Below are 12,956 nucleotides of genomic sequence, written 5' to 3' on the forward strand. Positions count from 1 at the left end.
CCACCGTAGAAAAGCGCGAGTGCGGGGACCGACATCAACAGCACGAGCGCCGTCGACGTCAGCATCCAGGCGGTATCTCCCTTGTTGGGCACGGGGACAGGCGCCGCGGCCTGCGCGAACGCGAGCAACGGACACACACAGCTCGCCGCGAGAACGGCCCAGCGTAGAAATTTGGTCTTCATCGGATGATCTCCTTCAAAGCGCGTCGTCGCCCACCTCGCCGGTGCGGATGCGCACGGCGTGGTGGAGGGCTGTCACAAAGATCTTGCCGTCGCCGACCTTGTCGGTCCGCGCGGCATCGCTGATCGCCTCGATGACCGCGTCGACGTTGCCGTCGGGCACGGCGGTTTCGATCTTGATCTTCGGCACGAAATCGACGACGTACTCGGCGCCGCGATACAACTCGGTGTGGCCCTTCTGTCGGCCGTAGCCCTTGACCTCGGTGACGGTGATGCCGGTGACGCCGGCCTGTGACAACGCGTCCCGGACGTCGTCCAGCTTGAACGGCCGGATGATGGCGGTAATCAGCTTCATGCGTTTTCTCCTGCTATCCGAAGGAATCAGAACGTTTTGGTCACGCTGAGCACGCCCGTGCTGCGGCCGAGAAACTCGCCGTGCGGATTGGTGTAGGCGGATTCGTCGGCGTTGGTGTCGTAGTAGCCGAGAGCAACAGCGAAGCCGCTGGCGAGATTTTTCGTGATGCCAACCTTCCAGTCGGTGTAGCTCGCGTTGTCGGTGTTCTTGATGCGCTGGTGGCCGACGTGGCCGTTGAGCACCCACGATGGCGTGAATTCCCAGTTCGCCGACAGATCGAGATAGTCGCTGTGCTTCGAGTCCGTGAAACCGAACGTGTTGGTGAACGCGTGCGAGTACTTCAGCGAGAGGATCGACCAGCTGAGTCCGACGTAGCCTTCGGTCGTGTGCGGGCGCGTGATGCCGTGCGCGTAGTCGCCGGGGTAGTAGTACGTGTAGAGGCCGAGGTCGAGTTTCCACGCGTCATTGAGCGGAATGCGCCAACCGGCATAGAGGTCGATCTCGAGGCTGTTGGAGATCGGGAAGTCAGGCGACGAAAGATCGGACAACCAGCTCACGTTGCTGGCCCAACCGCCGACGTACCAGCTGTCGGCGCTGCCATATTCGAGTCCGCCCTGCAGGGCTGGATCCTGTCCGGTCTGCGAGATTCCGCGGAAGAGATAGTCGCTGACGCCGCTGAGGTTGCCGCTCAGTGCCGGACCGCTCAGTGCGGCGGCCTCCTGTGCCTGCAACGGGGCGGCGACCAACGCGGTGATCAGAGCGAGTGGGGCGAAGTGACGTTTCATGCGATGTCTCCCGATCGGATAGGAAGTCGTGCACCGTCGACACCGCCGACGGAGGCGATTGATGGATTCGCTGCTGCCTTCACTTGCGAGGCTGTATCGCCCCTCGATCGCCGCATTGCGCGGTCGACGCCGACCACCGGCACCCTCCCGATCCGTCACGCTCCTGCGCGACGCCACTCCACACTGTCAGTTACCGGCCTTCTCCACGTGAGGCCGATGCGCGGATCCGCATCGGCATTGCAGCTTCAGAGGTGGTGTATCCGCTGCGCGACGGATCAGCCGCACAGCGTTCCTGTTCGTGCGCCCACCGAATCCGCGGCAGGCGCGGTGATCAGATCGAGTAATACATCTGGTACTCGAGCGGATGCGTGGCGGCACGGAAGCGCGTGACCTCCTGCATTTTCAACGCGATGTAGCCGTCGATCAGGTCGTCGGTGAAGACGCCGCCCGCCTTGAGAAAGCCGCGATCCTTGTCGAGCGCCTCAAGGGCCTGGTCGAGCGAATGACAGACCGTCGGAATGTTCTTTTCCTCTTCCGGCGGAAGGTCGTAGAGATCCTTGTCGGCAGGCGCGCCCGGATCGATCTTGTTGAGGATGCCGTCGAGCCCGGCCATCATCAGCGCGGTGAACGTGAGGTAGCCGGTATTCACAGGATCGGGGAACCGCACTTCGATGCGACGGCCTTTCGGGCTGTGGACGAACGGAATGCGGCAACTGGCCGAGCGGTTGCGTGCGGAATACGCGAGCATCACCGGCGCCTCGAAGCCCGGCACGAGGCGTTTGTAGCTGTTGGTGCTGGAGTTGGAGAACGCGTTGATCGCGCGCGCATGCTTGAAGATGCCGCCGATGTAATGGAGGGCCATCTGCGACAGGCCGCCGTACAGATCACCGGAGAACAGGTTCTGCCCGTTCTTCGCAAGGGATTGGTGCACGTGCATGCCTGATCCGTTGTCGCCAACGATCGGCTTCGGCATGAACGTCGCGGTCTTGCCGTTCTGGTGTGCGACGTTCTTCACCACGTATTTCATCGTGATCAGTTCGTCCGCCTTGCGCACCAGCGTATTGAAACGCGTGCCGATTTCGCACTGGCCTGCATTGCCGACTTCGTGGTGATGCACCTCGACCACCTGGCCGAGCTGCTGCAGCACCTTGCACATCTCGCTGCGCATGTCCTGGAACGTATCGACCGGCGACACCGGGAAGTAGCCGCCCTTCACGCCGCCGCGATGACCGGAATTGCCGCCATCGAACGACTTGTCGGTCGACCACGCCGCTTCCTCCGATTCGACCTCGTAGGACACCCGGCCCATGTCGTTGCGGTAACGCACCGCGTCGAAGATGAAGAATTCGGGCTCCGGGCCGAAGAACGCTGTGTCGGCAATGCCGGTGGATTTCAGATAGGCCTCGCCGCGCTTGGCGACCGAACGCGGATCCCGTGAATACGCCTGCATCGTGCTCGGCTCCAGCACGTCGCACTGCAGGAGCAGCGTCTTGTCGGCCATGAACGGGTCGATGAGTGCGGTTTCGGGATCCGGCAACAGCACCATGTCGGACTCGTTGATGCCCTTCCAGCCGGCAATGGACGAGCCATCGAACATCTTCCCGTCCTCGAACAGCGATTCGTCGCAGGCATCGGACGGGAACGTCAGGTGATGCTGCTTTCCCAGCAGGTCGGCGAAGCGCAGGTCGATGAATTCGACTTCGTTGTCCTTGATCAGCTTGAGCACGTTCTGGGCAGACATTCGAGGGCATCTCTCAAAAGGAAGTGGTTGAAAGGATAGCAATCACCATGCCACCGACAGATTTCTTTTTTCATGATATCGATCAATGGTTTGCGGAACCCAGCAGTGTCTAGTTGCACTATATTCATGAAACTTCTTGAGCACTTTGCACTATTGAGGTGCATTCGCGCAGAACCGGGTTCCCTTCTAGAATCACGCCGCGCGCCTGGCGACGCGTGGCATCTTCTCGCCTTCCTTTCCCCAAGTGCGCCATGGACTCCGTGATCGACCCCCTCCTGCTTGGCATCGTCGAAGGCATCACCGAATTCCTGCCGGTGTCCAGTACCGGACACCTGCTGATTGCCGAGCATTGGCTGGGCCGTCGCTCGGATGTGTTCAACGTGGTGATCCAGGCCGGCGCGATCCTCGCGGTCGTTCTGATTTACCGGCAGCGGCTGTGGCAACTGGCGACCGGTCTCGGCGAGCCCGCCAACCGCGACTACGCCGGCAAGCTGACGGTGGCGTTCCTGATCACCGCGGCACTCGGGTTCACCGCCACGCGGATGGGCTTCAAACTGCCCGATTCGGTCACCCCGGTGGCGTGGGCGCTGATCGCGGGTGGCGTGTGGATGCTCGTGGCCGAATGGTTCGCGTCGCGGCAGCCGGATCGAACCGAAGTGACCTGGACGGTTGCAGTGCTGGTCGGGCTGGCCCAGGTCGTCGCCGCGGTGTTTCCGGGCACATCGCGCTCCGCTGCGACGATCTTCGTGGCATTGCTTGCCGGCACCAGCAACCGCGCGGCGGCGACCGAGTTCGCGTTCCTCGTCGGTATCCCGACAATGTTTGCGGCAAGCGGCTACGAATTGCTGAAGGCGTTCAAGGCCCATGACGTGCACGAGGACTGGACTGCCCTCGGCATCGCGTTCGTGGTGTCGCTCGTCACCGCGTTTGCCGCTGTCCGCTGGCTGCTTGGCTACATCCGCACCCACCGGTTCACGCCATTCGCGATTTATCGCATCGTCGTCGGCATCGCGCTGCTGGTCGCGTTACCCGCCGGGGTGTAATGCGGTCACGCGAGACTTCGCGCGAACGCGGTGCGCGACGAACCGATCAGACGCCGGCGGAGCGATTGAAGTCACCGATTGCGCCGACCAGTTCCGTCAACGCACTGCGTTCGATCTCGGTGAGATGCGGATTCCAGGTATCGAGCAGCACAACCACGCGCGTGTCGGCGCTGCGGTTCCACGCCTCGTGTTCGAAGGTGTCGTCGAACGTGAAGCAGACGCCTTCCTGCCATTCGCGCTTCTCGCCACCGACGACCAGCGCGCAGTCTGCCGGCACGACCAGCGGAAGATGGGTCACGACGCGCGTATTGGTGACACCGTGGTGCGGGAGGATGTGCGACCCCGGCGTCAGCACCGAATAGCAGCACTCCGGCGCATGGCCACGGATGCGACAGAGCGGAGTCGCCTCCAGCGCCGCTGCCGTTTCCGGGCAGCGCCTCGCGTTGGCCTCGTGCCGCTCGCCGTGCCTCTGGAAAAAAAATGCATTCCACGCCGGCGGACCGCGTTCGCCGCGCAGATGCTGACCCAGCATTTCGTCACTGGCGACATGACCGAGGAAAGGTTCGAAACCGCTGTCTTCCGACAGAACCGTGCGCATTTCGTCGCGGATCACGGCGGTGCGCGATTCCAGCTCGGCGTACCACGGAAACAGCGAGCGATCGAAGAATCGCGGCGACGGCAGGTCTGGAAAATAGAGGAATTTCGGACGCTGCGCCGGATCGGGATACACCGCCGGGAGATCCTGCAGAAAGATCGCGAGGCTTTTCTCGACGCGTGCAATCGCGGCGCCCCCGTGGCGCTCGCGCAACGGCTTCAACAATTCGGTGAACAGATGGCGTCGACCGACCGCAACCATGCGCATTGCATGCTTGACCAGCGGCTGCAGCTCGACCTCGGTGGTTGCGTCGCTGAGCCAGCGCCCCTGCTGCTGCGCCGTCATGATCGCGCCGAAGTACATCGGCAGCGCTTGCGCATGACGGCCGAGTGCCTGCAGCACCTCAGCAAGGCGCAGTCGCGTGCCGAGGAACTGCGGCGCCAGTTCCACACTGCGCTGCATGGATGCAACGGCAGCCTCGTGCTCGCCACGTTCGCGCTGCAGTGTTCCGAGATTGGCGAGAATCACCGCATCGTCCGGATGCGCGCGCGCCGCGTGCGAGAACAGTTCGAACGCCTCGTCCGGCCGCTGGTTTGCGTGCGCGCGAACCGCCAGGAAATTCAACGCATCGCGCGCGTCGGGCACGTCGCGCAGCAGGTCGGAGAAGGCGCGTTCCGCTTCGACAACGCGGCCTTGATCCGCCAACGCTTGTGCCGCCGCGCTGCGCGCTGCCGTGTCCGAGGGTGAGTCGCTGGTCATGGGTGGTGCGCCGCGTGAAGATCAACCGTCATGCTAGCAAATTGCCGCCGATCCCCTTCCCGTCCGCGCGCTGGCGGACAACGACGTCGTTCTCAGACCATCAGCTTCGCAAACGCCGGCGCCAGCGCATCCCGATAGTTTTTCCAGTGGCCAGCCGGAAAACGCACAGGCAGCCCACCGAGACCCGTCATCATCGCGGCGAGCTGCACGCCATGCGACAGCGGCTCGATGCCGAGGAAACGAGCCACCTCGTCGCCGGCGTCCGGCTGACCGTCGAGCAGCGGATCGGCCCCAACGACGAGTCGATGGGGCTGGTCGAGGTCATGACCCACCTGCAGGTGCATTCGGGCGCGCTGCAGCCAATCCGCCGCCGAGTCCGGATCGGCACACGGAAACCCGGGCGCCCAGCCAAATGCAAGCCAGTTGATCAGCGCATCGCGCGGATCACGCTCGACGATCAACAAGCGCGTACCCGGCATGGCGCGACGGACCAGTGCCAGCAGGTGCGCGTCCCAGCGCGGCAACCAGTCGACGATCGGCCGATCGGGCGCAATGCCCGCGGCGTACAGCGGCGCGAGGTAGCGTTCGCGCAGCGCGGCGCGATCCTCTTCGCCGAGCGCGCCGCTGTAAAGAGGAAAGCGCGGCTGGCTGAAATCATCATCCCGCAACATCGTGCCAATGCGATCCCGCAACACGATCAGCTGCGGCTGATCCGCGAGCAACGCGGCAATCCGCTCGACTCCGCTGCCCGGCGTTCCCAGCAGCAACACCGGTGCGAGTGGCCACGCCGCGCCGACGCCTTCCGTCAGCGCCGCGTTGAGTTCGGGCCGCGGATCGGCCAGCGGCGGCAGCGACACCTCATATCCTTTTTGCGCCTCACTGAAACAGCGTACCGCGTCGACCGGCTCTGCGCGTCGATCATGCAGGCGCCCGAGGTAATTCCAGCGCAACGATGTCTGCCCCGGACTGAGCGACGGATAGCGACCGAGCACGTCCAGGGCAGCGCTTGCATTGTCGAGATCACCGCCACGCAGCAGCCCACGAATTCGGATCAGCAGCATTTCCGCGTCGTCGCGCGCGGCGAGCACGAGTCCCGCGTGCGCCTGCGCCGCGCCCGTGTCACCGAGATACTCGGCGACCATTGCGAGACGCCCGCGCGCGAACAGGTTGGCCGGATTGAGCTTGACCAGTTCGTCCCAGCCTCGGCCCGCATCGGGCAACCGTCCCACCAGGGTCAGCAGATCGGCGCGCGCGCTTTTGAGCTCTTCGTCGTGGGGCAATCGCACGACCGCGTCGTCGTAGGCCGCGATCGCGTCGTCGGTCCGTCCGGACTGCGCAAGGGACCATGCGAGCGCTTTCGTCGCCACCACGTGTGTTGGCTCGATCGCCAGCGCCGCGCGGTAGGAGGCGGCCGCGTCATCGAAGCGATTTTCCACACGCGCCGCGTCACCCAGACCGAGATGCGCGAGCACTGCGAATTCGGGAACATCGAGCAGTTCGCGATGATGCGCCTGTGCTTCGGCGATGCGGCGCGTCTTGATGAGCAACGACGCAAGTTTGTGACGCGCGTGATGCAGCGACGGCCGAAGTCGCAGCGCATTGAGATACGCCTGCTCCGCAAACGCCGGCGTATCGCGACGCGAAAATGCCTCACCCAGTTGCATCTGGATCAATGCGTCATGTGGAGCGAGATCCGCTGCGCGGCCGATATGGCGCAGCGCGGCTTCAAGGTCGCCCCGCTCGAGCATCAGCGCGCCAAGCCCGGCAAGTGCATGTGGCTCTTCGTCCGCGCGCAGGGCAATCCTGAAATGTTCTTCGGCCAGCGCGGACTGACCCTGCAGCAGCGCGATCTGCCCGGCGCCGGCATGCGCACCCGCAAGATTCGGATCGAGCTTCAACGCGCGCGCAAACCCTTTCGAGGCAGTGTCGTGATCGCCATCGCGAAACGCGAGCGACGCCAGGCTCAACTCGATTGCAGGATTGTCAGGTGAGAGTGCATGCGCACGCGCCAGCAACCGGTTTCCTTCACCCGCGTCATTGAGTTGATGACGCAACATGCCAAGCAGGTGCAGCGCATCGACGTCGTCCGGGTGATCGGCGAGTTGCTCGCGATAGCCTTTCTCGGCCTCGTCGAAGCGGCCCTGGCGATGGAGATCGATGGATTCTTTGAGCATGGGAAGGCGTTCAGTCGATGCGGGGCCTGACAGCGACGCTGCGCGTCGCGGCGAACAAGGCGGACCGCAAATTATGCCGCATCCGGCCGGCCCGGGCTTCCACCTCCGACCGTCGGCGCGCGCAGGCGCTAATGGACGTGGGCAAGCATCCGTTCGGCAATGTAATCATCGGTGAAGCTGTGCAGCGACAGCGTGTCGATGAATCCGCAGTGGCCGCCGCGCGTGGCAATGTCGAGCTCGACCTGCGGCGGCAGCGTCAGCGCGCGAAAATCCCCGATTGGAATGACCGGGTCGTCCGCTGCCGCGAGGATCGTCGCGGGCACACGAAGTCCGCTCAGCCGATCACCCGCGATCGAATAGACGTCCAGATAATCCTCCAGCGATCCGTAGTCCGTGTGACGGCGCACCAGCGAACTTGTGAGCTGGTGCAGGCTCCCTGCCATGTCGTCGGCGGAAAACCAGTCGCGTTCGGGAAACAGATCGCGCTTGCGCCGGAGCGAACCGCGCCATTTGCGCAGGAAGTAGGTCTTGTAGAGCCATGGACCTGCTTCGAGGCCGAACAGTCCTGCGGCGGGACTGATCACCGGGCACACCGCCAGTGCGTAAGCCAGCGCAATGCCGGCATCTGGCGCACGCAACGCAATGCGCAACGCGAAATTTCCGCCCAGCGAAAACCCTGCAATTGCGAGCGCTGCCGGCGCGAATTCCCGCTGGATCGCACACACCGCACCGACCACTTCGTCCAGACGGCCCGAGTGGAACAGCTCCGGGTTGAGGTGGTGCGTGTCGCCGTGGTCGCGAAAGTTGAGCCGGAAGACATCGAAGCCTTCCTCAAGCATGCGCGCGCCGGTGTTGAGCAGGTACGCAGAACGCGCGCTGCCTTCCCAGCCGTGCAGCAGAACGATCAGGCCTCGCGCCTGTCCACGAACCTGTTGCCGGTTGAGAAAACCCTGCAGCCGCACGCCGTCGCCGCAGTCGAGCAGGTGCTCGGTGGCGGCGCGTTCGATCGCTGCGCGGCGACGCCCGCCGAGCCAGCGCCGCAGCCCACTCGATGCGAGCACCGATTGAACGTGCGGATTGCGCAGGATCCGCGGTGGCTTGAAATCCGAACCCCGCATTCCTGCAGTCGTGCCCGGTTCGTTCAGCGGACGTGCGGCGATTTCGTCAATCGCCATAACCCAGCGTCTGCACGATGCGCGCGCGGCTTTCCTCCGCCATGCGTCGCCGCGCATCGGGCGTCGGTGCGACCGGCTCCAGGAAATGGACCTCTGCATCGAGCGAGGGTCCGCCAAGCACGCGCAGCAGATTTCCGAAAAAGCTCTCCTTGCGTCCGAACGGAACGCCGGGATCCTGGCGGCCGTCGCGACCGTAGCGCAGCGCGACCGGCTGAACCGGCACATCGGCATCCAGAGCCGTCTGGAAGATGCGTGCGTGAAACGTACCGACGCGATCGCCGTGCCCGCTGCCGCCTTCGGGAAATACACCGACCGGCTCCCCGGACTTCAGCGTGTCGACCACCCTCGCCATCACGATGGCGAGGGAATCGGTGTTGCCTCGACGGTGGAAGATCGTCCCGGCGCGCGCGGCCAGCCAGCCCAGGAACGGCCAACCGGCAATCTCGCTCTTCGCGACGAAACTCACCGGCCGCTGGCTGTGCATCAGCTGGATGTCGAGCCACGAGACGTGGTTGGCGACGTACAGCACCGCACCGGGCAACGGCTGGCCAAAACGGCGGATCCGAAATCCGAAGATGCGCACCAATGTGCCGGACCACCAGCGGATCATGAATTTTTCCAGTGACGCATCGCCCACACGGATGCTTGCAGCGACCGGGTTCAGCGCAAGAAGAGCGAGCGGACCGGACACCAGCGCGAGCAGCACCAGCAGCGGCGCACGGATCGCGTAGCGCAGCGGACGCCACCGATCGGCGGTTGGGGGCACGAGGGTTTCGGCGGAGTCATTCATCGAAGGCCTGCATGGTATCCGATGCGTTCCTCCGCGTGGCCGCGGACATCGCGTCGATGGGTCAGTCGTCGTCCAGCAAGGACGCCTGCGCCTCGATCAGATCATTGAGGTGCTGCTCCCACCAGCGTGCCTCGCCGACGTGCGCGAATGCGCGCGGGAACGCCGGGTCCTGCCAGCGCGCGGCGACCCAGCCGGCCCAGTGGACCTGGCGCATCACGCGCAGCGGTTCGATCAGTCCGAGTTCGCGCGGGTCGAAATCGCGAAATTCGCCATACCCTTCCAGCAGCGCGTCGAGTGCGCGCGGCGACGGCGCGAGCATCCACAGATCCTGCACTGCGGGTCCGGATCGGGCGTCATCGAGGTCGACGAAGTGCGGGCCAGTATCCGTCCACAGCACGTTGCCGCCATGACAATCGCCGTGCAGGCGGATGCGCGAGATCGGCTCGCGCTCTGCGAAGATCGCGTCGATCGTCGACGCAATCGCTGCAGTCCGCACCCGATAGGGGTCTTCCAGTCGGGCCGGCAACAAGCCAGACGCGAGGACCGCCCTCGCGGCATCGTGGATGAAGGTCTCCGTGTCGATCGCGCCGCGTTCGCGAAAGCGCGAACGCGCACCAACGCCATGCATGCGCGCCAGCAGACGCCCCATCCACTGCAGGTTGTCGACCGATTCGAGTTCCGGCGCGCGCCCGCCGCGACGCGGATACAGCGCGTAGCGAAACCCCGCATGCCGCAACAGGGTTTCACCGTCGATGACCAGAGGCGCGACCATCGGCAGCTCGGCCTCGGCGAGTTCCAGCGCGAACGCGTGCTCCTCGTTGATCGCAGCATCGCTCCATCGACCTGGACGATAGAACTTGGCGACGAGCGGCGTGCCGTCCTCGACTCCGACCTGATAAACGCGGTTCTCGTAGCTGGCGAGCGCGAGCAGGCGGCCATCGCTGTCGAAACCGGCGGCGTCCACCGCATCGAGTACAACGTCCGGCGACAGCGTCTCGTAGGGCGCTCCGTTCACGCGCGGCGCTTTCATCCGGCCAGTTTGGGTTTCGGACGCGGCACCACGGCAAGCGTCAGGCGCGAGATGCAGACGAGCCGAGCCTGCTCGTCCTCGATGCGGATCTCCCACACCTGGGTGGTGCGACCCAGATGTTGGGGACGTGCGGTGCCGGTCACCACGCCGCTCGTCGCCGCGCGCACATGGTTCGCGTTGATCTCCAGGCCGACCGCCATGTCCGACGGCTCGATGCACAGGTTTCCCGCAACGCTGCCGAGCGACTCGGCGAGCGCCACGGAAGCGCCGCCGTGCAACAGGCCGAACGGCTGGCGCGTGCGCTCGTCGACCGGCATCGTGCCGCGAATGAAATCGTCGCCGATCTCCGCGACGTGCATGCCGAGATGCTCGACCAGCGAATGGCGGTTCCACGCATTGATGCGGTCGAGGTCCGTGTCCTGCTTCCAGATACTCATTCGACGCTCCGACGGATGGGATCGGGACTATAGCAAGGCAGCACAGACCGTCCGGACGCGATGGAATGGAGGCTCGAGGATGGAACGCGTGCCCGCTTCCGTGCGATTCTTCGGCGCGAGCGAAGGCGGCGGAACCGCGGCCCCGCTCCGTTGTCTGTGAGTCGTGTCTTCGGCATTGCGAGGCCTCATGCGTCCATTGGTGGCGGTGCCATTCCTGTTGCTCCTGCTCGCAAGCTCCGGCGTGCACGCGATGCGCTGCGGAAACCGCCTGGTCGGCGAAGGCGACCAGGATTTCCAGGTGCGCGACCGCTGCGGCGAACCGTTCTGGACCGACCGCTACACCAACGTCGAGATCGTCGGCGCCCGCACGCCGATCGAACGCCAAACGGACGTGCAGTTCGATGTCTGGTACTACAACTTCGGTCCGCGACAGTTGATGCGCCGGTTCGTGTTTCGCGACGGCCGCATGCTGCGCGAGGAGACGCTGGGCTACGGATTCGATGCGCTCGGAGAAAACTGCCCTCGCCTGCTCGACGGACTCAGCAGCGGCGAGCTTGTCGCCCGCTGTGGCGAACCCGTATCACGGCGCATCCGCAACGACACGGTCGTTCGGCGTCCCGTTCGTGGCGTGGAACAGTGGATCGACCAGCGCCGCGAGGAATGGATTTACGATGACAGCGACGACGTCTTCGTGCGTGTCGTGCAACTCGAACACGGCAACGTGAGCGGGATCGATCGCGCGCGTCGCTGAGCCGCACAGGAGACCTGCCTCACACAGCGCATCCTCTGTCAGTGCGCTCGGGAGCTTGGTGGGAGCGGATTCAGCCGCGATGCTCGTGATCGTGCAACAAAAAAAAAGCATCGCGGCTGAAGCCGCTCCCACAAAATCCGCCATCGCGATTCCGTCCGCGCGCAGCGGGGGAAGATATCCAAACGGCGAAGCGGGGCGCCGCCTGAAGTCAGCAAGGAGGTCGCCCGATAGCGAGCAAGGCGCTACTTCGCGCCCGGCAATCTCGGCACGCCATGCTCGCTGCGCTCTTCGAACGCGATCGGCCGCGTGTCCAGTGGGCCACGCAGCTGGCGCGCGCCAAGGGGCATCGTCGATTCGCCGCGCGCGAGGTGCAACGCGTTGGCGTAGCAGGTCGTGGCTCCGGCGAGATCTCCCTCGCCCTTTCGGCATTCGCCCAGCCATTCCCAACCTTGCGGCGACTGGGCCAAGCCAAGCCCGCGTTCGAGCGCTTCCTCGGCTTTTCCCCACTGCGACTGCTGGGCGTACAGACGTCCGATCGTGAGCAGCAGCGGAGCACTGTTTGGCGCGATCGTCAGCCATCCTTCGGCTTTCTGGATCCGGGCCGGCAGTTCCGCCGATCCGAGTTCGCCATAGACCGTCGCGAGATCATCGCTCCAGTCGCGCCGCTGACCCGATTCGATCTCGTCCATGGCTGCAAGGGTCTGGCCCAGAGTTGCCGAGCGTCGAGCAAAGGCTGCGACGAGGTCGACACGGCGACGATGGGCGCGGCTGGCCGCGCTCCACAGCGCATTGAGACGCACCGCGTCCGGCGCCGCCGACATCGCGGCAGCAAGAACGCGCGCCTCGAGCGCCGCCTGCGCATCCGGAGTCAGCGACTGGCTGCGCGCGAGCACCGGCAGTTCGTCGAGTGCGGCCTGCGTGTCGCCGGTCGCCAGTGCGCTGTCGATCAGCAGATGCGAACCGCGCAGCGACAAGCCGTTTGCCGCCGATTTCGACTTCAGCAACGCCAGCGCTTCCGCGTCGCGCCCCTCTTCAACGAGGATGCGCGCACGCATGGCGTCCGCCGCACGCGTCCCACCCGGACCAATGTCGTCGAGCGCCTGCACCGCGCGATCGGCGGCGCCGCGCTCGTGCGCGGCGCG

General features: G+C 64.9%; 12 protein-coding genes and 1 pseudogene. 2 read left to right on the plus strand and 11 right to left on the minus strand.

Going from position 1 to position 12,956, the window contains the following annotated elements; translation table 11 throughout:
• From ABIV12_RS17005 to glnA, 4 genes and pseudogenes are all read right to left on the minus strand, one after another.
• Window positions 1-182 (minus strand): annotated as a pseudogene (locus tag ABIV12_RS17005) (ammonia channel protein); the annotation flags it as partial.
• Window positions 183-195: 13 nt separating this feature from the next.
• Window positions 196-534 (minus strand): P-II family nitrogen regulator, encoded by a 339-nt coding sequence (locus tag ABIV12_RS17010; protein WP_348061546.1) that lies wholly within the window; start codon window positions 532-534, stop codon window positions 196-198.
• A 26-nt stretch (window positions 535-560) separates the two neighbouring features.
• Window positions 561-1,319, minus strand: coding sequence for a TorF family putative porin (locus tag ABIV12_RS17015; protein WP_348061549.1), 759 nt, complete (start codon window positions 1,317-1,319; stop codon window positions 561-563).
• A 331-nt stretch (window positions 1,320-1,650) separates the two neighbouring features.
• Complete coding sequence (glnA, locus tag ABIV12_RS17020; protein ID WP_348061551.1) at window positions 1,651-3,060, minus strand: type I glutamate--ammonia ligase; 1,410 nt, start codon at window positions 3,058-3,060, stop codon at window positions 1,651-1,653.
• A 251-nt stretch (window positions 3,061-3,311) separates the two neighbouring features.
• Between glnA and ABIV12_RS17025 the strand changes: the two genes are divergently transcribed.
• Window positions 3,312-4,103, plus strand: a complete 792-nt coding sequence (locus tag ABIV12_RS17025; protein WP_348061553.1) for an undecaprenyl-diphosphate phosphatase — start codon at window positions 3,312-3,314, stop codon at window positions 4,101-4,103.
• A gap of 46 nt (window positions 4,104-4,149) precedes the next feature.
• Here ABIV12_RS17025 and ABIV12_RS17030 read toward each other — a convergent pair whose 3' ends face one another.
• From ABIV12_RS17030 to ABIV12_RS17055, 6 genes are all read right to left on the minus strand, one after another.
• Window positions 4,150-5,457: an aspartyl/asparaginyl beta-hydroxylase domain-containing protein gene (locus tag ABIV12_RS17030; RefSeq protein WP_348061555.1), complete on the minus strand. Its 1,308-nt coding sequence runs from the start codon at window positions 5,455-5,457 to the stop codon at window positions 4,150-4,152.
• 92 nt (window positions 5,458-5,549) lie between these two features.
• Window positions 5,550-7,631 carry a tetratricopeptide repeat protein gene (locus ABIV12_RS17035; RefSeq protein ID WP_348061557.1) on the minus strand — a complete coding sequence of 694 codons (2,082 nt, stop codon included), beginning with the start codon at window positions 7,629-7,631 and terminating at the stop codon, window positions 5,550-5,552.
• 128 nt (window positions 7,632-7,759) lie between these two features.
• The gene (locus tag ABIV12_RS17040; RefSeq protein WP_348061575.1) at window positions 7,760-8,749 is read right to left on the minus strand and encodes an alpha/beta fold hydrolase; all 990 of its coding nucleotides are present in this window, start codon (window positions 8,747-8,749) and stop codon (window positions 7,760-7,762) included.
• Between the two features lie 46 nt (window positions 8,750-8,795).
• Entirely contained in the window at window positions 8,796-9,596 is an 801-nt protein-coding gene (locus ABIV12_RS17045) for a lysophospholipid acyltransferase family protein (protein WP_348061559.1), read from the minus strand.
• Between the two features lie 61 nt (window positions 9,597-9,657).
• Window positions 9,658-10,626, minus strand: coding sequence for a serine/threonine protein kinase (locus ABIV12_RS17050; RefSeq protein ID WP_348061567.1), 969 nt, complete (start codon window positions 10,624-10,626; stop codon window positions 9,658-9,660).
• Window positions 10,623-11,063 carry a hotdog fold thioesterase gene (locus tag ABIV12_RS17055; RefSeq protein WP_348061569.1) on the minus strand — a complete coding sequence of 147 codons (441 nt, stop codon included), beginning with the start codon at window positions 11,061-11,063 and terminating at the stop codon, window positions 10,623-10,625. The genes ABIV12_RS17050 and ABIV12_RS17055 overlap by 4 nt, the downstream gene beginning before the upstream one ends.
• A gap of 187 nt (window positions 11,064-11,250) precedes the next feature.
• Here ABIV12_RS17055 and ABIV12_RS17060 point away from each other — a divergent pair, with 187 nt between their 5' ends.
• On the plus strand, window positions 11,251-11,814 hold the full coding sequence (locus ABIV12_RS17060; RefSeq protein ID WP_348061571.1) for a DUF2845 domain-containing protein: 564 nt from the start codon (window positions 11,251-11,253) through the stop codon (window positions 11,812-11,814).
• Window positions 11,815-12,056: 242 nt separating this feature from the next.
• Here the strand turns inward: ABIV12_RS17060 and ABIV12_RS17065 are convergent.
• Window positions 12,057-12,956, minus strand: a 900-nt coding sequence (locus tag ABIV12_RS17065) for a heme biosynthesis protein HemY (RefSeq protein WP_348061573.1), incomplete at its 5' end; no start/stop codon positions are given.

Source organism: Dokdonella sp., assembly GCF_039926425.1.
Taxonomy (GTDB): Bacteria; Pseudomonadota; Gammaproteobacteria; order Xanthomonadales; family Rhodanobacteraceae; genus Dokdonella_A.